At 49.3% G+C, this 20,371-nt stretch carries 18 protein-coding genes and 1 tRNA gene; 13 read left to right on the top strand and 6 right to left on the bottom strand.

Annotation, left to right across the window (positions count from 1 at the left end):
* Positions 1 to 5: 5 nt before the first annotated feature.
* Positions 6 to 1,358, bottom strand: coding sequence for a hydroxysqualene dehydroxylase HpnE (hpnE, locus tag H8K43_RS14610; RefSeq protein ID WP_329604530.1), 1,353 nt, complete (start codon positions 1,356 to 1,358; stop codon positions 6 to 8).
* Positions 1,351 to 2,184, bottom strand: a complete 834-nt coding sequence (hpnD, locus tag H8K43_RS14605) for a presqualene diphosphate synthase HpnD (protein ID WP_186904501.1) — start codon at positions 2,182 to 2,184, stop codon at positions 1,351 to 1,353. The genes hpnE and hpnD overlap by 8 nt, the downstream gene beginning before the upstream one ends.
* A gap of 258 nt (positions 2,185 to 2,442) precedes the next feature.
* Between hpnD and H8K43_RS14600 the strand changes: the two genes are divergently transcribed.
* A complete protein-coding gene (locus H8K43_RS14600; RefSeq protein WP_186904500.1) occupies positions 2,443 to 3,321 on the top strand; it encodes a hypothetical protein in 879 nt (292 codons plus the stop codon).
* 97 nt (positions 3,322 to 3,418) lie between these two features.
* Here H8K43_RS14600 and H8K43_RS14595 read toward each other — a convergent pair whose 3' ends face one another.
* The 3 genes from H8K43_RS14595 to hpnC are packed head-to-tail and all read right to left on the bottom strand — an operon-like array spanning position 3,419 to position 5,293.
* A complete protein-coding gene (locus H8K43_RS14595; RefSeq protein ID WP_186904499.1) occupies positions 3,419 to 4,123 on the bottom strand; it encodes a M24 family metallopeptidase in 705 nt (234 codons plus the stop codon).
* Between the two features lie 44 nt (positions 4,124 to 4,167).
* Complete coding sequence (locus tag H8K43_RS14590) at positions 4,168 to 4,431, bottom strand: hypothetical protein (RefSeq protein ID WP_222611053.1); 264 nt, start codon at positions 4,429 to 4,431, stop codon at positions 4,168 to 4,170.
* A gap of 52 nt (positions 4,432 to 4,483) precedes the next feature.
* Complete coding sequence (gene hpnC, locus H8K43_RS14585; RefSeq protein WP_186904498.1) at positions 4,484 to 5,293, bottom strand: squalene synthase HpnC; 810 nt, start codon at positions 5,291 to 5,293, stop codon at positions 4,484 to 4,486.
* A 282-nt stretch (positions 5,294 to 5,575) separates the two neighbouring features.
* Between hpnC and H8K43_RS14580 the strand changes: the two genes are divergently transcribed.
* The 7 genes from H8K43_RS14580 (at position 5,576) to lon (ending at position 16,236) form a co-directional block, all read left to right on the top strand.
* The gene (locus tag H8K43_RS14580; protein WP_186904497.1) at positions 5,576 to 6,712 is read left to right on the top strand and encodes an efflux RND transporter periplasmic adaptor subunit; all 1,137 of its coding nucleotides are present in this window, start codon (positions 5,576 to 5,578) and stop codon (positions 6,710 to 6,712) included.
* Entirely contained in the window at positions 6,709 to 9,798 is a 3,090-nt protein-coding gene (locus H8K43_RS14575) for an efflux RND transporter permease subunit (protein ID WP_186904496.1), read from the top strand. The genes H8K43_RS14580 and H8K43_RS14575 overlap by 4 nt, the downstream gene beginning before the upstream one ends.
* A 256-nt stretch (positions 9,799 to 10,054) precedes the next feature.
* Positions 10,055 to 10,141: transfer RNA gene (locus H8K43_RS14570), tRNA-Leu, on the top strand.
* A gap of 28 nt (positions 10,142 to 10,169) precedes the next feature.
* Positions 10,170 to 11,519, top strand: coding sequence for a trigger factor (tig, locus tag H8K43_RS14565; RefSeq protein WP_186904495.1), 1,350 nt, complete (start codon positions 10,170 to 10,172; stop codon positions 11,517 to 11,519).
* A 16-nt stretch (positions 11,520 to 11,535) separates the two neighbouring features.
* On the top strand, positions 11,536 to 12,162 hold the full coding sequence (gene clpP, locus H8K43_RS14560; RefSeq protein ID WP_329604529.1) for an ATP-dependent Clp endopeptidase proteolytic subunit ClpP: 627 nt from the start codon (positions 11,536 to 11,538) through the stop codon (positions 12,160 to 12,162).
* Positions 12,163 to 12,337: 175 nt separating this feature from the next.
* Positions 12,338 to 13,603 carry an ATP-dependent Clp protease ATP-binding subunit ClpX gene (clpX, locus tag H8K43_RS14555; RefSeq protein WP_186904494.1) on the top strand — a complete coding sequence of 422 codons (1,266 nt, stop codon included), beginning with the start codon at positions 12,338 to 12,340 and terminating at the stop codon, positions 13,601 to 13,603.
* 227 nt (positions 13,604 to 13,830) lie between these two features.
* A complete protein-coding gene (gene lon, locus H8K43_RS14550) occupies positions 13,831 to 16,236 on the top strand; it encodes an endopeptidase La (protein ID WP_186904493.1) in 2,406 nt (801 codons plus the stop codon).
* Between the two features lie 99 nt (positions 16,237 to 16,335).
* Here lon and lexA read toward each other — a convergent pair whose 3' ends face one another.
* Entirely contained in the window at positions 16,336 to 16,995 is a 660-nt protein-coding gene (gene lexA / locus H8K43_RS14545; protein ID WP_162019387.1) for a transcriptional repressor LexA, read from the bottom strand.
* A 242-nt stretch (positions 16,996 to 17,237) separates the two neighbouring features.
* On the opposite strand from lexA, the gene rpsF reads away from it, so the two are divergent.
* The 5 genes from rpsF to H8K43_RS14520 all read left to right on the top strand — a co-directional run bounded on the left by rpsF (position 17,238) and on the right by H8K43_RS14520 (position 20,264).
* The gene (gene rpsF / locus H8K43_RS14540) at positions 17,238 to 17,606 is read left to right on the top strand and encodes a 30S ribosomal protein S6 (RefSeq protein WP_162019386.1); all 369 of its coding nucleotides are present in this window, start codon (positions 17,238 to 17,240) and stop codon (positions 17,604 to 17,606) included.
* 33 nt (positions 17,607 to 17,639) lie between these two features.
* Complete coding sequence (priB, locus tag H8K43_RS14535) at positions 17,640 to 17,939, top strand: primosomal replication protein N (protein ID WP_162019385.1); 300 nt, start codon at positions 17,640 to 17,642, stop codon at positions 17,937 to 17,939.
* Positions 17,940 to 17,948: 9 nt separating this feature from the next.
* Entirely contained in the window at positions 17,949 to 18,233 is a 285-nt protein-coding gene (gene rpsR / locus H8K43_RS14530) for a 30S ribosomal protein S18 (RefSeq protein ID WP_162019384.1), read from the top strand.
* Between the two features lie 27 nt (positions 18,234 to 18,260).
* Complete coding sequence (gene rplI / locus H8K43_RS14525) at positions 18,261 to 18,713, top strand: 50S ribosomal protein L9 (protein ID WP_186904492.1); 453 nt, start codon at positions 18,261 to 18,263, stop codon at positions 18,711 to 18,713.
* A gap of 159 nt (positions 18,714 to 18,872) precedes the next feature.
* The gene (locus tag H8K43_RS14520) at positions 18,873 to 20,264 is read left to right on the top strand and encodes a replicative DNA helicase (RefSeq protein ID WP_162019451.1); all 1,392 of its coding nucleotides are present in this window, start codon (positions 18,873 to 18,875) and stop codon (positions 20,262 to 20,264) included.
* Positions 20,265 to 20,371 lie beyond the last annotated feature (107 nt).

The following is a 20,371-nucleotide window of genomic DNA, read 5'->3' as shown; positions in this document are numbered from 1 at the left end:
ACTGACTAATTCGCGTTGCGTGTTTTGGCGTCGGCGCTGAGCATGCGTGCTGCCGCGATGCCGCTGCGTACAGCGCCTTCTAAAGTAGCCGGATAGTCACCGGCGGTGTAATCGCCTGCCAGATAAATGCCGGGCACAGTGCTGCGGTTGTCCGGTCTGCTTAAATTCGGGCGACACAGATAGGTTGCGCGTTTTTCGGTGATGATTTTGGACCAGACTGGATGCAGCAAAGCAGAATCTTGCAGTGATTCCGCAAGTTGGTGAGCGACCTGGATTGCGAGTTCTTCATGCGTTAATTCGAGTGTCTTGGTCGGAGCGCTGATCACGATCGCCAGCAAGCCTGCCTGCTCAGCATGTAACTGGCCGCGATCAAATACAAACTGACCCCAGTGCGCGCGTTCTGGCAGCTCGCGCAAGGCGAACATGGGTCGCGCCAGACGCATTTCCGATCCATATTGCAGATAGACGGTAGTGATGGCTGCATAGTCGTAATCGGGTATGGCCTTGGAGTCTGAGCCAGCAAGCGGATTCAGCAGGCGCGCTGCGTTCTTGCTGTCGGTTGCAATCACCACCCGGTCTGCCATATAAGTGCTGCCGTCGCTGGTATGCAGCGACCACCTGGCGTCGGCGTTAGCCTGAATTTGCCTCACTGGGCAAGACAGCTGGACTTTTGCCCCTTTGCTTTTCAAATAGTTCATCGCAGCCTGCGGCAGTAAGCTGCTCAGGTCACTCACAGGCAACAGCATGTCGGAAGCGCTGCGGCTGGCACCCAGGCTATCTCTGAGTACATTTAAAAACACTTGTGCCGACGCCTGAGGTGCTGGTGTGTTTAGCGCTGCAACACACAAGGGATTCCACATCAATTCCGTTAAGCGTGGCGTTTGCTCAAAGCGAATCAGCAATTCCTCTACGCTGCAATCCTGGTGTAGCTGCCAGCCCATCCAGCGTGCTGTTGTCGAGAAACGCGCCAGTGCCAGTTTATCGTCACGGCTGAGGCCACGCGCATGCCACAAGGCCATCAGCAAATGCAAGGGAGCAGGCCAGCCAGACGCCAGAAAATGCATGCCATCGGTCGCCGGCGGATAAATCATTTGCAGCGGCAGTCGCTTGAATAACTGCTCAGGTTTCAGTCCCAGCTCACGCATCAAGGCCACGCTGTCGTGATAAGCGCCTAAGAGGATGTGCTGGCCGTTATCCAGTGCATAGCCCTGAAGGTCAACCCGTCGCGCGCGTCCACCGGCATGGGCACTGGCTTCCAGTAGCTGTACTGTGTGCCCGGCCTGCGCCAGTTTGACTGCGGCGCTGCAACCAGCCCAGCCCGCGCCTATCACGGCGATTTGAAGTGCGGAATCAGCCACGGATATAGGTTTTCCAGGCTAGCCAGAGCTTACGGATAGGCGTCAGCGAGATGCGTTGCGTGAGTACATGAAAACCATCACGCTGAATTTCAACCAACAAGGCGCGGTAAATCGCGGCCATGATCAGGCCAGTACGTTGTGCCTTGCGGTCTTGTGCTGGTAACAGGGCGAACGCTTCATCATACAGTTTCTGCGCGCGCTCATACTGAAACTGCATCAGCGCTTCGAATTGCGCACTATGTCTGGCATTCAGTATGTCTGCGGCGGTGACCTTGAACTCCTGTAATTCATTGACGGGAAGGTAGATCCGGCCTTTACGTGCGTCTTCACCCACATCACGAATGATATTGGTCATCTGGAATGCGAGCCCCAGTTTTTCGGCAAATTCTTTCGTCTGTGGATGCGTGATGCCGAAAATACTGGCTGACAGTACGCCAACTACGCCCGCCACATGCCAACAATAGGTTTGTAAGCCTGCAAAATCCAGGTAACGGGTCTGATTCAGATCCATTTCCATGCCATCGATGATGGCAAACAGATGCTTGCTATCCAGCTGATAGGTCGCCACGTGTGGCAGCAATGCCTTGGTAACCGGATGCGTGGGCTGCTGATCCAGCATAGCTTGCAGTTCTTTGCGCCACCAGCCCAGTTTGGATCTGGCGACCATGTCGTCTGTGCTTTCGTCGACTACATCATCGACCTCGCGGCAGAATGCATACAAGGCGGTGATCGCGTGCCGGCGTTCTGTTGGTAAGAACAGGAAGCTGTAATAAAAACTGGAACCACTTTGCGCCGCTTTTTGCTGGCAATATTCGTCAGGAGACATGCTGTATCGGATAAGTAGTCGGCACAATGCCGGATAAAGGCGCTATCCTAACAAACTGCAAACAGAACAACAAACAGAACAGCAGCCGGAACCACTGTCAGCGAAAGATTAGATGGTACTTTTGGTAGCGCAGACGGCTGATTCGTAGAATTATTCGACCAAATTCGTATAGAACGTATAATATCGGGCTATAAAAGTCATATGCCTCTCAACTCGTCAGGCGTGTTTTCACCAACTTTACTCATCCGGATGAAGATCTTGAATAAAACAAAATTTTTTGGAATAGCGTGTGGCCTCGTTGTGGTACTGGCAGGTTGTGGTGGCTTTGTCTACACTTCAATTGGTGGTACGGTTACAGGTTTGGGGACAGATGGCACGAATAGCCTGACTTTGCAGAATGAGCGTGGTTTTTTAAAGTTTATGACTGCGGATGGCACGTTTGCATTTGATGTTGCCAGCAATGCGAGTTATTCGATTACTGCTGCTGCGCAGCCTAAATATGTTAACTGCAATATCGCTGGTGGTACTGGAAAAATGACGGGTGAAGGCGTCAATAATTCGGTTGTTGTGACTTGTGTCCCCAATGTGCAATTAAAAGGTACGCTCACTGGCTTGCCGGATGCGGGCAAAATCACGCTGAACACCAATACCACTGATACAGTTAAAAATACTTTACAGGATTACGTGGAAACAGTTTCCAGCAATGGCGCATTTCAATTGGCTGGCAAATATGTTGCGCATGGTAAGCCATATGTAGTGAGTGTTTCTTTGCCGCCTGCAGGTCGTTTTTGCTCAGTGACCAACGGGTCGGGAACTGCTGATAACAGCAAACCTGATGCTGCAGCTAATATTGGCGTCAGCTGTGTGCCAGCCGTGCCAGTCGGATTTACGGTCAATGGTTTGAATGCGGGTTCTTCGCTGACTTTGTCAAATACCTTTGGAACTAAGGTAGATCAACGTCTGGTAAATGCAATCGGTATTTATTTCTTCAACTGGAGTCTGCTTGACGGTACGGCTTACTCGGTGAAAGTGGACACCCAGCCAGCAGGTCAGACTTGCACGGTGCAAAATCCTAGCGGCACAGTCAGTATGAGCAATCCGGCGGCATCCGCTAAAATTATTGTAAATTGTGTGTGATACATATCGTGTTTTAGCCCGTTAGTCAGAAACGGCTAGTTCCTTAAACAAAAAAAGCAGCTATGCAAGTAGCTGCTTTTTTGCTTCTGATGTTTCTTCAGAGTTCTTCGAGCACACCGGATTGGTTGAAGAAAAAAATACCTTCATGCTTGAAACCCCAATGCCCGCCTTTCAGACGCACGAAGGGTTCAAAACTAAAAAAATCAACTGAAGAGAGTGGAGCCCGATTATTCGCCTCAATAAATTGCCGGTTTTCTCTTGAGGTTGCAATGCTGTGACCGACATTATTGCGATAATCCAAATTCACAAAGCCGCTTTGTCTGATGCGCAAATTGGCCCAGTCAAATAGCTGGCCGAAAGTATAGTCAGGTCTTGCGATGCGCAGTAAGTGGGCCTGCATGGCTTGTACAAAGCGCAGCCCATTCTGAAACTCCAGCGACTGGGGTTGCGAAATGACCCGGCCGTTTTCCACTGGAAAAGAGCGTGCAAAATCGCCCCAGCATTCTTCATCAAGCGGACTCAGATCGACGGTGATCAGATTGGTTTGCCCAACCAGCTCAGCCTGCGGCTGGTAAGTTTTTCCTGAGACCGACATACAACTGCGCGAGCCCAGTAGCACCAACGCGTGGCATTCATAGTACCAAGTGTCGGTATAGCCCTGTTGCTGCAATAAGCTTTTCGCTTTTTCAGCAATCGTTTGCTCATTGTCGCTGGCGTCTATCATTTGAGGCAGCGCCGCCAGCACGGACTTGGCCGCGTTTTGCACGGCCCTTTGTCTGGCGATGTTTTGTTCACTTGGCATGGCGCTAAGGGGAATTGGCTTATGTAGCAGTTTTTTGAACGGACTTATTTTGCAGGCTTGTCGTTGCTGTTTGTGACAGCTTTCACACCAGCTGCGGTCACATCGACAGCAGTGCCTACCACGGCACTGCCGACTTTGACGGTTGTGGAGACAGCAGCATCTGCAATCGCAATGACGGTGCATCCATTTAGCATGATGAGGCCACAGGTAAGCAGGGCCAGGCGTTGGAAAGTGGCTTTCATTGATTGCTTTCTTAACGTAGGATTCGGTTGGTAAGCTAGTGTGCACTGAATGATGATGAACAGCAAGATTTGCCTGCGATGTTAGCGCCTTGTGGTAAAGACTAAGCGCTCGTTTGCGCTACATACGCAGTGCGCGCCAGGCCAACACAGGAAAGTCTGATTTTTTGATAACCGGGCGATGCTGGTAAATATCGTAGTTGGCTTGTTCTATGCGCTCAAGTATCAACAATCCACCCTGTACAACGAAGCGCAACTCCCAGCCTCTCCGGCCGCCGAGTGCTTTGCACAGCGGGCTGCCTGACAGCAGCATAGTTCTGGCGCGCCCGGTCTGGAACTGCATCAATGCTTGCCAGGATTTGTTGACAGTCATTCTTTGTATGTCAGTTTCTGAAACCTGAAACTCGCGCATATCGTCCAGTGGCAGATAGATGCGCTCTTTGTTCCAGTCGATCGCAATATCCTGCCAAAAATTAATTAATTGCAAAGCGCTGCATATAGAATCGGATTGTTGCAGACTGAGCGGATTCACATGCTGATACAGGTGCAGCATGAGTCTGCCGACTGGATTGGCAGAGCGTGCGCAATAATCGCTTAACTCAGAGAAACTATGGTAACGTTTCTTGACCACATCCTGGCTAAAAGCAGAGAGTAGGTCGCGCAATGCTTGTGCTGGCAATGCATGTTTTAGCATGTGTGGAACTAAGGCGCTCACCAGTGGATGCTTGCAAGGCTTGCCAGATTGCATGCGAACCAGGTCTTCATCCAATTCTTGTAATTGTTGTAGGCGCCATTCGGAGGCGTAGTCTCCCTCGTCGGCGATGTCATCTGCATATCGTGCAAACGCATAAATGGCTTGAACGGCTGGTCGCAAGCGGCCCGGAAGTAGCAGTGATGCAACAGGGAAATTTTCGTAATGATCGACAGACATGGTGCGCAATAATATTAATGACTGAAAAGTCATTGGCAAAGAATGGATGGATACATATAATAACTAACCTTTGAGTCAGTAATTTAGGACTTACGCAAAACCGCCCCAGCTGCGTTATGGCTCCTTGTCGTACTGTGGGTACTGCGTGCGTCGCCATGCCTTGTTGGGACAATTTTGCGTAAATCTTGTAATTAAGTTACCTTGTTATTTTGATATAGCTACCTCGTTCAGCCTGCATAGTAAAGGAAAACTCCAGTGTTAACACCAGAAAAGCCAAATCTCATGAAAGGCTACGCAGCCCTGCGCTTGCCGTTTGCTCTTGCCCTGTCCGTCGTGCTGGGACTGAGTGCTTGCTCTAAAGCACCAGAGAAGGTGGAGGTAATACGTCCTGTTCGCGCCATTTTCGCCGGTGTCAGTGATAGTTCTGCTGCGTTGGAGTTATCCGGTGAGGTGCGTCCTCATATTGAATCCAGGCTGGGTTTCCGGGTGCCAGGCAAAATATTGGTAAGAAAAGTGGAGTTGGGGTCGGTCGTTAAACGTGGCCAGGTACTGATGCAGCTAGATCCTCAGGATATTGCGCTGGCACAGTTGCAGGCTAAAGCGGCATTGAGTTCTGCGGAAAGCAACCGCGATCTGGCTGCTGCTGAACTGAAGCGCTACCAGGATTTACGTACTAAGAATTTCGTAGCCGCTTCCGTGTTGGATAGCAAAGAAGTTGCTTACAAGGCAGCGCAGGCCACATTCGAACAGGCACAGGCAGCGTATAAAAACCAGTCAAATCAATCTTCCTATACCAGCCTGGTGGCAGATATAGATGGTGTGGTGACAGCACTGGAAGCCGAGATTGGGCAGGTCGTAGCGGCGGGTACGCCTGTGGTTCGGGTTGCTCAGTCAGGTGCGATGGATGTAGTGGTCGGTATTCCGGAAAACGCGATTAATTCAATTAAGCAGTTCAGTGATATACAAATCAGATTATGGGCTGACAGTGGCAAAGTTATAAGCGGAAAAATCCGTGAATTGTCGCCGTTGGCTGATCCTGCAACTCGCACCTATCTGGCAAAAATCAGCTTGCCTGCCGATGTGCAGGATGTACGCCTGGGTATGACGGCAACTGTGAGTCTGCGTACTGGCTCGGCTCAGGAGGTGATTCGTTTGCCTATGACTGCACTGTTTCAGGAAAAAGGTGTGAGCTCGGTCTGGGTAGTGCAGGACGGTGTGGCAAAGCTGGTTCCGGTGCAGTTGGGCGCCACTTCTGGTGAAACTGTCGCCATCGCAAACGGCATAAACAAAGGTCAGATGGTGGTAACGGCTGGCGTCAATTTGTTAAAGCCGGGCCAGAAGGTCAGCATTCTGGGTGCAGTTGCTAAGCCGGCTCCCAGCGTTGATGCGAGCGCTGCATCAGTAGGAGTGGCTAAATGAGTTCTTCCGGTGGATTTAATTTATCACGTTGGGCGCTTGAGCATATTCCTCTAACCCGCTATCTGATTGTGGTGCTGCTGCTGGGCGGTATTTTCAGTTACGGCAAGCTGGGGCAGGATGAAGATCCGCCTTTCACTTTCCGCGCCATGGTGGTGCGAGCGATCTGGCCGGGTGCTACTGCGTTGCAGATGGCGGATCAGGTCACTGATAAGCTGGAAAAAAAGCTCCAGGAAACACCTTATATAGACAAAATTCGTAGCTACTCCAAACCAGGTGAAACCGTCATCATCCTGCAGTTGCGTGAATCTACGCCACCTAAGGAAACGCCTCAGGCATGGTATCAGGTACGTAAAAAAATCGGCGATATTAAATCTACCTTGCCTGCCGGTGTAATCGGGCCGTTTTTCAATGATGAGTTTGGTGATACCTATGGCTCTATCTTTGCATTGTCCGGTGATGGTTTTACCTATGAAGAGGTAAAGGAATATGCGGATTTTGTGCGTCAGCAGTTCCTGCGTATTCCTTCGGTTTCTAAGGTAGAGCTGTTTGGTGTGCAGGATGAAAAAATTAATATCGTTTTTTCGCATCAGAAATTTGCTCAGTTGGGCGTGTCATTCGATGCGATCGTTTCGCAGATAAATTCTCAGAATGGTGTAGAAGGTACCGGCGTACTGACTACGTCTACCGACAACCTGCAGGTCAGGGTGTCCGGTGCACTGATGACAGTCAAGGATCTGGAAAATCTGCAACTGCGTGCGAATGGAACCACCTTCCGTCTGGGTGACTTTGCTACGGTCAAACGCGAGTATAAAAATCCGCCGCAAGACAAAATGCGCTTCAATGGCAAGGAAGTGCTTGGCCTTGGTATTTCGATGGAAAAAGGCGGCAACATTATCGACCTGGGCAAGAACTTACAGGCAGAAGTGAGCAACCTGAAAGCCAAGCTCCCGGTCGGCATCGTGCTGGAACAAGTGACGAATCAGCCGGATGCGGTAAAAGCATCGGTAGGGGAGTTTGTACACACCCTGATCGAGGCGGTGGTGATTGTGCTGGCGGTCAGTTTCTTGTCGCTCGGCCTGCATACCAAACCTTTGCGACTGGATATCTGGCCCGGTCTGGTGGTGGGTCTGACGATACCGCTGGTGTTGGCGATTACCTTCCTGTTCATGCATATTCTGGAAATCGATTTGCATAAAATCTCGCTCGGTGCATTGATTATTGCGCTGGGTTTACTGGTGGATGATGCGATCATTGCGGTTGAAATGATGGTGCGTAAAATGGAGGAGGGTTTCTCCAGATTTGACGCAGCGACGTTTGCCTATACCTCGACTGCTATGCCTATGTTGACGGGGACTTTGATCACTGCTGCAGGCTTCCTGCCTATCGGTCTGGCTAAATCTGCAGCCGGTGAATATACCTTCTCTATGTTTTCAGTCAATGCGCTGGCGCTGGTGATTTCCTGGCTGGCAGCTGTGCTGTTTACGCCTTATCTCGGTTACTTGCTGCTGAAAACCAAGGCGCATGCAGTTGGTGATCACTCTCATGAAATTTTTGATAGCCCGTTTTACAGTCGCTTCAGAAAAATCGTAAACTGGTGTGTGGAGTGGCGCAAAACGACCATAATGGTTACTTTGGGTGTGTTCGGATTGGGTGTGTTTGGTTTTAAATTTATCGAGCAGCAGTTCTTCCCGGACTCCAGTCGTCCTGAGTTGATGGTGGAAATGTGGTTGCCTGAGGGGTCTGCATTCCGCGCAACCGAAGCACAGGTCAAAAAATTTGAAGCCTTTATTCAGAAGCAGGATGGGGTGGAGAGTGTGACCAGTTACGTTGGGACTGGTAGTCCGCGTTTCTACCTGCCACTGGATCAGATTTTCCCGCAAACGAATGTGTCGCAGATCGTTGTGTTGCCAAAAGATTTGAAGGCGAGGGAAGCGCTGCGCCTGAAAATTGTCGATGCGTTTAAGACGGAATTTCCTGAAGTGCGCGGACGCGTGAAGCTGCTGCCGAATGGGCCGCCAGTGCCGTATCCGGTGCAGTTCCGTGTGACTGGACTCGAAGTCGCGAAAGTGCGTGAAATCGCAGATCAGGTCAAGGAAGTCATGCGCGCCAATCCAAATACGGTAGGCGTTAATGACAACTGGAATGAATCGGTCAAAGTCATCCGTGTCGATCTCGATCAGGATAAATTGCGGGCACTGGGAGTCACTTCGCAAGCGGTTATGCGCGTCACTAACACCGTGTTATCCGGAACTACAGTAGGGCAGTTCCGTGATGGGAATAAACTGATCGACATGGTGGTGCGTCAGCCTGTGAATGAAGCTGCAACCATAGAAGCATTGCGTGTCGTGAATGTGCCAACCGCGACGGGTAAGGCGGTTCCTTTATCTCAACTGGCTAAAATTGGTTTGCTCTGGGAGCCGGGTGTTGTTTGGCGTGAAGGGCGTGAATGGGCGGTAACGGTGCAATCCGATGTGGCGGATGGCATCCAGGGGCCGACAGTGTCTTCGCAAATTGCGCCTAAGCTCAAAGATTTGCAGGCAGCTTTGCCGGCAGGTTATAAGGTCGAGCTGGCTGGTGCCGCGGCTGATAGTGGCAAGGCGCAGCAATCTATCGCTGCCAATGTGCCGCTGGTGATTTTTATTATCTTCACTTTGCTGATGTTGCAGTTGCATAGTTTTTCACGTTCCTTGCTGGTGTTCCTGACTGGGCCGCTGGGTTTGGCTGGTGCCGCAATGGCCTTGCTGCTGTTACACCGTCCTTTTGGTTTTGTGGCACAGCTTGGTGTGATTGCTTTGTTTGGCATGATTATCCGTAACTCGGTCATTCTGATTGATCAGATTGAGCACGATATTCGCGAGGGTGTACCTGCCTGGGATGCCGTCGTCGAATCAGCCGTGCGCCGTTTCCGTCCGATTATTCTGACGGCAGCAGCGGCAGTGCTGGCGATGATACCTTTGTCCAGATCGGTGTTTTGGGGGCCAATGGCTGTTGCGATCATGGGTGGTCTGATCATCGCCACAGCGTTAACCCTGTTGTTCTTGCCCGCCTTGTATGCAGCCTGGTTCAGGGTTAAAAAACCGGTCTGAGTCAGCCTGAATCAGTCATGCGCAGACTGAGTTCTGTGCATGGTTGTGCATCAAATCGGTGTGTCAGCATTGTTTTGAAGCGTTTTTTTGAAAATGCTTTAAAAAATAAGACACAGCAATACAAAATCCAGTAGAATATCGGGCTGGAGTTGTAATGCCACATGCATTAGTTTTGGGCGACGCTTGAATTTCGGGTCGCCCTTTGCTTTTTTGCTGATGCAAGATTTTTGTGTCGGTATGTAACTTAACTCATCCCGCGAGGATGGCGAAATTGGTAGACGCACCAGGTTTAGGTCCTGACGCCAGCAATGGTGTGGGGGTTCGAGTCCCCCTCCTCGCACCACAGAATTTTTACTATTTGGACGATTTTCATGGCAACTGCAGTCGAAACTTTAGATAAATTGGAGCGCCGCCTCACGATTTCTTTTCCTATCGCTGATGTGAAATCAGAAGTTGAAAAGCGTTTGAAAGTGCGTGCCCGTACAGCAAAAGCGCCTGGCTTCCGCGCTGGTAAAGTCCCAATGAAAATGGTGGCTGCACAATACGGCTATCAGGTAGAGACTGAAGTCCTGAACGATAAAGTAGGTCAGGCGTTTGCACTGGCTGCAAATGAAAACAATCTGCGCGTAGCAGGTTACCCTAGCATAGAGCCAAAAACTGGCGAAGGCGTTGCTGAAGGTAATGTAGCATTTGATGCGACTTTTGAAGTGTATCCGGAAATCGTCATTGGCGACTTGTCTGGTGCAGAAGTTGAGCAAGTTAAATCTGATGTGACTGATGCTGAAATCGATAAAACCATCGATATTCTGCGTAAGCAACGCGTACATTTTCACGTAAAAGGCGAGCAGGGCGCGCACGGTGACGGTGGCGCAGACCAGTCCGCACAAAACGGTGACCGCGTTACAGTGGATTTCGTCGGTAAGATTGACGGCGTTGAATTCGCTGGCGGTAAAGCTGAAGGCTTTGTATTTGTATTGGGCGAAGGCCGTATGTTGCCTGAGTTTGAAACAGCAACTCTGGGTCTGAAAGCTGGCGAGTCCAAGACTTTCCCACTGGCTTTCCCTGAAGATTACCATGGCAAGGATGTTGCTGGTAAAACTGCAGAATTCACGATCACAGTATCCAAAATTGAATGGGCACATCTGCCGGAAGTCGATGCAGATTTCGCTAAAATGTTGGGCGTAGAAGATGGCAACATCGAAAAAATGCGCTCTGACATCAAAGAAAATCTGGAGCGTGAAGTACGTGGCCGCGTAAAAGCGAAAACCAAAGAAAGCGTCATGGACGCACTGGTTAAAGCTGTCAGCTTTGATGTGCCACAATCTCTGGTTGCTCAGGATACCGAGCGTCTGGCAGAGATGACACGTCAGGATATGGCTCAGCGTGGCATGAATGTTAAAGACGTTCCATTCCCTAAAGAGCTGTTCGCTGCACAAGCTGAGCGTCGCGTCCGTCTGGGTCTGATTCTGGCTGAACTGGTGAAAACCAACAGCCTGCAGGCAACTGCTGACCAGATCAAAGCCCAGGTTGAAGATTTCGCACAGAGCTACGAAGATCCTCAGCAAGTAGTAAAATACTACTACAGTGATCGTAATCGTCTGGCAGAAGTGGAAGCCCTTGTTTTAGAAGAAAACGTCGTTAACTACGTTTTAGGTAAAGCTAAGGTCGCTGATAAGCAATTGCCTTTCGACGAACTGATGGGTAATAACGCTCAGGCTTAATTTAAAAGGAAATCACATGACAGGCATCATCCGTAATTCGGCGTTGGATACAAATATGCTGGGCATGGTGCCTATGGTGGTGGAGCAGAGTGGACGTGGGGAGCGGTCTTATGACATATACTCGCGTCTGCTGAAAGAGCGTGTCATATTCATGGTGGGTCCGGTCAATGACCAGACCGCGAATCTGGTGGTAGCGCAGTTGCTGTTTTTGGAAAGTGAAAATCCTGAAAAGGATATTTCGCTCTATATTAACTCTCCTGGCGGATCGGTTTCTGCTGGTATGGCCATCTATGACACGATGCAGTTTATCAAGCCGGATGTGTCTACGCTGTGTACTGGTATGGCGGCTTCGATGGGTGCTTTCCTGCTTGCTGCCGGTGCAAAGGGTAAGCGTTTCTCCTTGCCGAATTCGCGTATTATGATCCATCAGCCTCTGGGTGGTGCTCAGGGCCAGGCTTCCGATATCGAGATTCAGGCCAGAGAAATTCTTTACTTGCGTGAGCGTCTGAATGGTATTTTGGCAGAGAAAACCGGACGTAGTCTTGAGCAAATAGCTAAAGACACTGACCGTGATAATTTCATGTCAGCAGATGCAGCGGTCGAATATGGTTTGATCGATAAAGTTCTTACTCATCGCGCCTGATGTTAATGAGTTGTGTAAGCGCCCGTTCCTCTCAGGTACGGGCGTTTTTTATTCCGGAATGGAAAATGCGGAGTCTGCCCAATTCAGTGATGACGTTTCGGTGACGAAATGGCTTTTTGCGGGTAATATGCAATCCGTTCAGCTTCTTTAATTTTGACTATTTTCTATTCGTACCATGCCCGATAAAAAATCCTCCAGTGGTGAAAAACTGCTCTATTGCTCTTTTTGTGGCAAGAGCCAACATGAGGTGAAAAAGCTGATTGCCGGGCCTTCCGTGTTCATTTGTGATGAATGCATAGACCTGTGCAATGACATCATTCGTGATGAAGTGTCTGAGGTCGATAATATTGCGAATGCAAAGACCGAGCTGCCTACGCCAAAAGAAATCACCAGCCTGCTCGATCAGTATGTGATTGGTCAGGAGCATGCTAAGCGGATTTTGGCTGTTGCCGTTTATAATCATTACAAGCGCCTCAAACATCTGGGTAAAAAGGATGATATCGAGCTTGCAAAAAGTAATATTCTGTTGGTCGGTCCTACCGGTTCAGGTAAGACTCTGCTGGCACAGACCCTGGCGCGCATGTTGAATGTGCCGTTCGTAATTGCAGATGCGACCACGTTGACTGAGGCGGGTTATGTCGGTGAAGACGTCGAAAACATCATTCAGAAATTGCTGCAGAATTGCAATTACGAAGTGGAGAAGGCACAGAAGGGTATCGTCTACATTGATGAAATCGATAAGATTTCACGTAAATCGGACAATCCTTCCATTACCCGCGATGTGTCAGGCGAGGGTGTGCAGCAGGCTTTGCTGAAGCTGGTTGAAGGTACGATGGCCTCTGTGCCACCGCAGGGTGGCCGTAAGCATCCAAATCAGGACTTCATACAGATCGATACCACCAATATCATGTTCATTTGCGGCGGCGCATTTGATGGTTTGGCGAAAATTATTTCAGATCGTTCCGAGCGCAGCAGTATTGGCTTTGCGGCCAGCGTGAAGAGTCAGAGTGATCAGTCGGCTAGTGAAATTTTGCAGGACGTGGAAGCGCAGGATTTGATCAAGTTCGGTTTGATTCCTGAGTTGATCGGCCGTCTGCCTGTAATTGCAACGCTTAATGAGCTGACTGAAGAAGCCTTGATCCAGATTTTGGTTGAGCCTAAGAATGCACTGATTAAGCAATATGCGAAATTGCTGGAGATGGAAGGAACCGAGCTCGAAATTCGTCCGGCTGCTTTGCAGGCAATTGCCAGGAAAGCGATAGCGCGTAAGACAGGTGCACGTGGCCTGCGCTCTATTCTTGAGCATGCTTTGCTGGACATAATGTATGACTTGCCTAGCCATCAGAATGTGGAGAAGGTCGTGATTGATGAAAACACCATCGTCAATGGCGCTAAACCTTTATTGATTTACCATGAGCAGGCCAAAGTCGCTGGCGCCTGATCTGCGCATCACAGTTGTTGCAAAAAAGGGGAGCTAACTCCCCTTTTTTGTTTGTTTTCAGCGGGATTTTCCGTTTCACAGTAGAATGTATTTAAACCAAGGGCTTCAATCGTAAAGCTACCCGGAGACTGCTCTGCGTGGCTTTTTTTATTATTTTTTTTGATGGTGGGCTTGTGTTTTAGCCTTGTGCGCCAACATTGTTAACCAGTATTTTTGAAAGGTGCGCCATGACGACTACTCTGATTACCGGGCAAACTCAATTGCCGTTACTGCCATTGCGTGACGTGGTTGTATTCCCTCATATGGTCATACCTTTATTTGTAGGCCGCCCTAAGTCTATCAAGGCTTTGGAAGCTGCGATGGATCAAGGTAAAAGTATCATGCTGGCGGCGCAGAAAGCTGCCGCTAAGGATGAACCGTCGGCCGATGATATTTACGAGATTGGCTGCGTTGCCAATATTCTGCAGATGCTAAAGCTGCCGGATGGCACAGTCAAAGTGCTGGTCGAAGGCAGCCAACGTGCACGAATCAGTCAGATCCATGATTCTGAATCGCATTTCAGCGCTGATTTGCTGCCAGTGGAATCGGATGAAGAAGATGATTCTGAAGTCGAGGCGATGCGTCGTGCCATCGTTCAGCAGTTTGATCAGTATGTGAAACTGAATAAAAAAATTCCGCCTGAAATCCTCGCTTCTTTATCCGGAATTGATGATGCCGGACGCCTCGCTGACACGATAGCTGCGCATTTGCCGCTCAAGCTTGAGCAGAAGCAGGTCATACTCGAAATTTTCAGTGTTGGTAAACGCCTGGAGCACTTGTTAGGTCAGCTCGAAGGTGAGCTCGATATCCTGCAGGTGGAGAAGCGTATCCGTGGACGTGTTAAACGCCAAATGGAGAAGTCGCAGCGCGAGTATTATCTGAATGAGCAGGTAAAGGCCATACAGAAAGAACTGGGCGAGGGTGATGAAGGCGCGGATATTGATGAGCTTGAGAAAAAGATCATCGCTGCCAAAATGCCTAAAGAGGCGCGTGAAAAGGCGCAGGCTGAGCTCAAAAAGCTGAAAATGATGTCTCCGATGTCGGCTGAAGCTACAGTCGTGCGCAACTACATCGATACCATCGTTGGTTTGCCATGGAAAAAGAAATCCAAGGTAAATAATGATCTGAGTAATGCTGAGAAAGTGTTGGAAGATGAGCATTACGGACTCGATAAAGTCAAAGAGCGCATCCTCGAGTATCTCGCGGTTCAACAGCGTGTTGATAAGCTGAAGGCACCTATCCTGTGCCTGGTCGGGCCTCCTGGCGTGGGTAAGACTTCGCTGGGCCAGTCTATCGCGCGTGCGACCAATCGCAAGTTTGTCCGTATGGCCTTGGGTGGTGTTCGGGATGAGGCTGAGATCCGTGGTCATCGTCGCACTTACATAGGCTCCATGCCAGGAAAAATCCTGCAAAGTCTGTCTAAGGTCGGTGTACGCAATCCTCTGTTCCTGTTGGACGAGGTGGATAAGATGGGTGCAGATTTCCGTGGAGATCCATCCTCTGCATTATTGGAAGTGTTGGATCCTGAGCAGAATCACACTTTCTCTGATCATTACATAGAAGTAGATTTTGATTTGTCGGACGTGATGTTTGTTGCGACCTCGAATTCTTACAATATTCCGCCCGCTTTGCTGGACCGGATGGAAGTAATACGCCTGTCGGGTTATACCGAAGATGAGAAAACCAGCATAGCCCAGCGTTATTTACTGCCTAAGCAAGTCAAGAACAATGGCTTGAAAGAGGAAGAGATCAGCGTGGCTGAAAGTGCGATCCGCGACATCATTCGCTACTACACCCGGGAAGCCGGTGTGCGTTCGCTTGAGCGTGAGATTTCCAAGATTTGCCGCAAAGTGGTCAAAATGCTGCTTTTGAAGAAGACCGAGAAAAAAGCAACGATCACTTCTAAAAACCTGGATAAATATCTGGGCGTGCGGCGCTATGATTTTGGTGTGGCAGTCAAAGAAAATCAGGTTGGCCAGGTAGTTGGTTTGGCCTGGACTGAGGTGGGTGGTGACTTGCTGACGATAGAGGCGGTTTCTATGCCTGGTAAGGGTGGTGTGATCCGCACCGGCACCCTGGGTGATGTGATGAAAGAGTCGATAGAGGCAGCGCGTACGGTGGTGCGTAGCCGTGCTAAACGTCTGGGTATCAAGGCAGATGTGTTTGAGAAGTCTGATATTCATATCCACGTCCCTGAGGGCGCTACGCCGAAAGACGGTCCTTCTGCCGGTATCGCGATGACGACTGCCTTGGTGTCTGTGTTCACTGGTATTCCAGTCCGTGCAGATGTGGCGATGACAGGGGAGATCACTTTGCGCGGCGAGGTGTTGCCGATTGGCGGGTTGAAAGAAAAGCTGTTGGCGGCGCACCGTGGTGGCATTAAAACTGTGTTGATCCCGGAAGAAAATGCTAAGGATCTGACTGAGATTCCGGATAACGTCAAAAACAAACTGGAAATTATTCCTGTGCGTTGGATAGACCGTGTTCTGGAAATCGCTCTGGAGCGTCAGCCGGTTGCCTTGTCGGACGAGGAGGTCGCGCTTGCTGCATCCTCTGCGCCAGCACCGGTTGAGTCTGGTGTTGTGAAGCATTGATGCTGCGTGCGCACCTCAATGCAGTTGAGAGTAAGCTTAGTTGAGTTGTAATGAAAACGCCCCGGATAGTCCCGGGGCGTTTTTTATTGATAGCTTGGATTAAGTCCAGCTGCGCATCAGTCCAACCGCCAGGCCCTCAAGTGAAAATAATTGTTCATCGCGCTCTATGCGTATGATGGGGTAGTCTGGGTTTTCTGGCAGTAATTCGATCAGATCGCCGGTTTTTTTGTAGCGTTTCACCGTCACATCGTCACCGATGCGAGCGACCACAATTTGTCCGTTTCTGGCGTTGTCGCTGCGTCTGACTGCGAGTAAATCGCCATCCAGTATCCCTGCGTCACGCATAGACATACCCCTGACCTTCAGAAGGAAATCCGGTTTGGCAGAGAAAATAGCAGGATCAACCGTGTAATTACTTTCTATATGCTCGGAGGCAAGAATGGGCGACCCCGCTGCGACTCTGCCTACCAGTGGCAGCGAAATATGATTACTATTGTCCTGATTTGGTTTGCTCTTCAGCATCCCGGTGATATGACTGGACAGCTCGGACTCCAGTAGGCGTATGCCACGTGAAGTGCCAGCGGCAATCTCAATCACGCCCTTGCGTGCCAGGGCTTGCAGATGCTCCTCAGCTGCATTGGTGGAGCGAAAGCCTAACTCGCTTGCTATCTCTGCTCTGGTTGGTGGGAAGCCGGTGTGGTGTATGGCATCCTTGATCAGATTGAGTATCTGTTCCTGACGATTGGTAAGCTTTAGCATGAAATATCCGTAAATTGCGCTGTACGTATGAACAGTCTGTATTTTTATACAGTGTCATTGAATCTGCAAGCGCTATTTGATCTTTTCGATACAGAAAATTCCTAAGTGTGGGTAGGCTTTTGTACAGGGCATTAAAATAGTTTGAGTTAACCGGGGAAACCAGTTAAAATCGTCGGCTTTCCTCTTCCTGCACTCGTCTTGACGCCGAGGCAGGCTATTTTTATTGTCCACAAGGAGAATATATGCGTCATTATGAAATCGTATTTATCGTACATCCGGATCAAAGCGAGCAAGTTCCGGCAATGATCGAACGTTACAAAGCCAGTGTTGTTGCCCGTGGTGGTCAGATCCACCGCGTAGAAGACTGGGGCCGTCGTCAATTGGCTTACATGATCCAGAAGCTGGCAAAAGCACACTATGTTTGCATGAACATCGAGTGCGATGCAGAGACTCTGGTTGAGCTGGAAACCGCATTCAAATTCAATGATGCTGTTCTGCGCCACCTGACAGTTAAAATGAAGAAAGCTGAAACAGCACCATCTCCAATGATGAAAGCTGTTCAGAAAGAAGACGCAGCGAAAGCACAACGCGTTGAAGCACCAGCTGCTTAATTTCTTTATTTTTAAAGGTCGTGTGACAACCTGGTGAACCAACTAACTATAGTCGCTAAATTAATCGAAAAAGCTGCGGTGCGTTATACGCCGGCGGGTATTCCGATAGCGAATGGTGTGTTGTTGCACAGTTCCCAACAAAAAGAGGCAGGCTTATCAAGACTGGTGGAAGTTGAATTGGCAGCACTGGCTGCCGGTGAACAGTCCAAAGTTGTTTCAGATTTGCCGCTCGATGTTGAGTTTTGTTTTTCCGGGTTTTTAGCACGCAAAAATCGCAACAGCAAAAGTCTCGTTTTTCATATCACTGAAGTCGGGACACATTTACTTGATTAGGAGCCAAAAATGGCATTCGGTAAAAAATTTGATAAAAGCAAATTGAAGCAAAAGCGTCAGCAACAAAATCCTTTGTTCAAGCGTAAAAAATTCTGCCGCTTCACAGCAGCACACGTAGAAAAAGTGGACTACAAAGACGTAGACACTCTGAAAGATTTCGTACAAGAAAACGGCAAGATTATGCCTGCACGTTTGACAGGTACTAAAGCACTGTACCAGCGTCAAGTTGACACAGCGATCAAGCGCGCACGCTACTTAGCGTTGTTGCCTTACACTGATCTGCACACAGCGTAATTGACGACCAAGTATTAGGAGAAAAATATGCAAGTTATTCTGATGGATAAAGTCGTTAATCTCGGCAACCTGGGTGATGTAGTTCGTGTAAAAGACGGTTATGCACGTAACTTCCTGATTCCACAACGTATGGCACGTCGTGCTACTGCAGCTGCTATCGCTGAATTTGAAGCAAAGCGTGCAGATCTGGAAAAAGCTGCTGCTGAGAAATTGGCTGCTGCACAGGCTCAAGGCGAAAAACTGGAAGGTTCTACCGTTCAAGTTGCTCAAAAAGCAGGTGTTGATGGTCGTTTGTTTGGTTCCGTAACTAACTTCGACATCGCTGAAGCCCTGGTAAAACAAGGTTTCACAGTTGAAAAATCTCAAGTGCGTCTGCCACAAGGCCCACTGAAAGTAGTTGGCGAGCACGCAGTATCTGTTGCATTGCACACAGACGTTGTTGTGAACGTGACTATCTCTGTTGTTGCTGAACAAGCTTAAGCTTAGTTCGCTTCAAAAAAAGCCGGGTTTAACCCGGCTTTTTTATTTTCTGCAAATAAATAATTTATACAATTTCAGCTTTGTTGTTATGTATAGACAGCGCAAATCGGCTTGTTTTGTGTTGTTAGGGAAATTGATTTAGCAGGTATAATGCGCGCCATGAAAGCAGCTTCTGACCCACAACTCGACGCGCTACGCGTACCTCCTCATTCCATCGAAGCAGAGCAATCTGTGCTCGGTGGTTTGTTGCTCGACAACGCGGCATGGGACCGTATTGCCGACTTCATCAGTGAAGAGGATTTCTATCGTTATGACCACAGGATTATTTTCCAATGCATGGTCAAACTGATTAACAGTTCCCGTCCGGCCGACGTAATCACCGTGTATGAAGCACTGAGCGTGCAAGGAAAGGCGGAAGAGGCTGGTGGTCTGACCTATTTGAATGCCTTGGCGCAAAATACTCCCTCGGCAGCAAATATCCGGCGTTATGCTGAGATTGTGCGTGATCGTGGTGTATTGCGGAAATTGATCACTGTTTCCGATGAAATTGCAGGCAATGCCTTTAATCCTCAGGGCAAAGAAGTGAAGCAAATGCTGGATGAGGCGGAATCAAAAATTTTCGCTATTGCAGAAGAAGGTGCGCGCGGAGCACAGGGGTTTCAGGCAATTCAGCCTTTGCTCACACAAGTGGTTGAGCGGATAGATGAGCTGTATAACCGTGACAATCAGAATGATATTACCGGTGTCCCGACTGGATTTGTTGATCTGGATAAGATGACTTCAGGTTTGCAGCCCGGTGATCTGGTGATTGTTGCTGGTCGTCCTTCTATGGGTAAGACGGCGTTCTCGCTGAATATCGGTGAAAACGTGGCCATTGACAGCGGTTTGCCAGTCGCGGTGTTTTCGATGGAGATGGGCGGCGCGCAGTTAGCGATGCGTATGTTGGGCTCAGTTGGGCGTCTTGATCAAAGCCGTTTGCGTATCGGTAAGCTGTCGGATGAAGACTGGCCTAAACTCACGCATGCGATTCAGAAGATGAATGAGGCGCAGTTGTATATCGATGAAACGCCGGCATTGAGTTCGATAGAATTGCGTGCCCGCTCCAGGCGTTTAGCGCGTCAGTGCGGTAAGCTGGGCTTGATCATCGTCGATTACTTGCAGCTGATGTCGGCTAACGTAGCGGGTGAAAACCGCGCTACAGAAATTTCAGAAATTTCCCGAAATCTGAAAGGTCTGGCCAAGGAATTGAATTGCCCAGTGATTGCCTTGTCGCAGCTGAACCGCTCGCTGGAGCAGCGTCCGAATAAGCGTCCGGTCATGTCAGATTTGCGTGAATCCGGCGCTATTGAGCAGGATGCGGACGTGATCATGTTTATTTACCGCGATCAGGTCTATAACCCTGATTCTCCTGATAAGGGTACGGCGGAAATCATTATCGGTAAGCAGCGTAACGGTCCGATAGGCAGTGTGCGCTTAACTTTCCTGGGTGAGTACACCAAGTTTGATAATTACGTGGGTTCCTTGTCTATTTACGGAGACAGCGAGTCCTGATGTAGCTGTGCATCATGTAAAGATGCGCGGGTTTTGTTTTTTGTTTTTTTGTTTTCGACCAATTGAATCCATGAAATTGGTTCTTGTAATTTTCTATTTTCAGTGAG

The organism is Cognatundibacterium curvum, assembly GCF_014284235.1.
In the GTDB taxonomy this organism is placed as follows: domain Bacteria; phylum Pseudomonadota; class Gammaproteobacteria; order Burkholderiales; family Burkholderiaceae_D; genus Undibacterium; species Undibacterium curvum.
The sequence above is the reverse complement of the archived record's forward strand: the minus strand, read 5'-3'. Positions and strand labels throughout refer to the sequence as shown.

What these genes read in the sequence shown, in the direction of transcription:
- hpnD (WP_186904501.1), bottom strand. Translation starts at nt 2,184, where the DNA reads ATGTCTCCTGACGAATATTGCCAGCAAAAAGCGGCGCAAAGTGGTTCC.
- H8K43_RS14595 (WP_186904499.1), bottom strand. Translation starts at nt 4,123, where the DNA reads ATGCCAAGTGAACAAAACATCGCCAGACAAAGGGCCGTGCAAAACGCG.
- hpnC (WP_186904498.1), bottom strand. Translation starts at nt 5,293, where the DNA reads ATGTCTGTCGATCATTACGAAAATTTCCCTGTTGCATCACTGCTACTT.
- H8K43_RS14580 (WP_186904497.1), top strand. Translation starts at nt 5,576, where the DNA reads ATGAAAGGCTACGCAGCCCTGCGCTTGCCGTTTGCTCTTGCCCTGTCC.
- H8K43_RS14575 (WP_186904496.1), top strand. Translation starts at nt 6,709, where the DNA reads ATGAGTTCTTCCGGTGGATTTAATTTATCACGTTGGGCGCTTGAGCAT.
- tig (WP_186904495.1), top strand. Translation starts at nt 10,170, where the DNA reads ATGGCAACTGCAGTCGAAACTTTAGATAAATTGGAGCGCCGCCTCACG.
- clpP (WP_329604529.1), top strand. Translation starts at nt 11,536, where the DNA reads ATGACAGGCATCATCCGTAATTCGGCGTTGGATACAAATATGCTGGGC.
- clpX (WP_186904494.1), top strand. Translation starts at nt 12,338, where the DNA reads ATGCCCGATAAAAAATCCTCCAGTGGTGAAAAACTGCTCTATTGCTCT.
- lon (WP_186904493.1), top strand. Translation starts at nt 13,831, where the DNA reads ATGACGACTACTCTGATTACCGGGCAAACTCAATTGCCGTTACTGCCA.
- lexA (WP_162019387.1), bottom strand. Translation starts at nt 16,995, where the DNA reads ATGCTAAAGCTTACCAATCGTCAGGAACAGATACTCAATCTGATCAAG.
- rpsF (WP_162019386.1), top strand. Translation starts at nt 17,238, where the DNA reads ATGCGTCATTATGAAATCGTATTTATCGTACATCCGGATCAAAGCGAG.
- rpsR (WP_162019384.1), top strand. Translation starts at nt 17,949, where the DNA reads ATGGCATTCGGTAAAAAATTTGATAAAAGCAAATTGAAGCAAAAGCGT.
- rplI (WP_186904492.1), top strand. Translation starts at nt 18,261, where the DNA reads ATGCAAGTTATTCTGATGGATAAAGTCGTTAATCTCGGCAACCTGGGT.
- H8K43_RS14520 (WP_162019451.1), top strand. Translation starts at nt 18,873, where the DNA reads ATGAAAGCAGCTTCTGACCCACAACTCGACGCGCTACGCGTACCTCCT.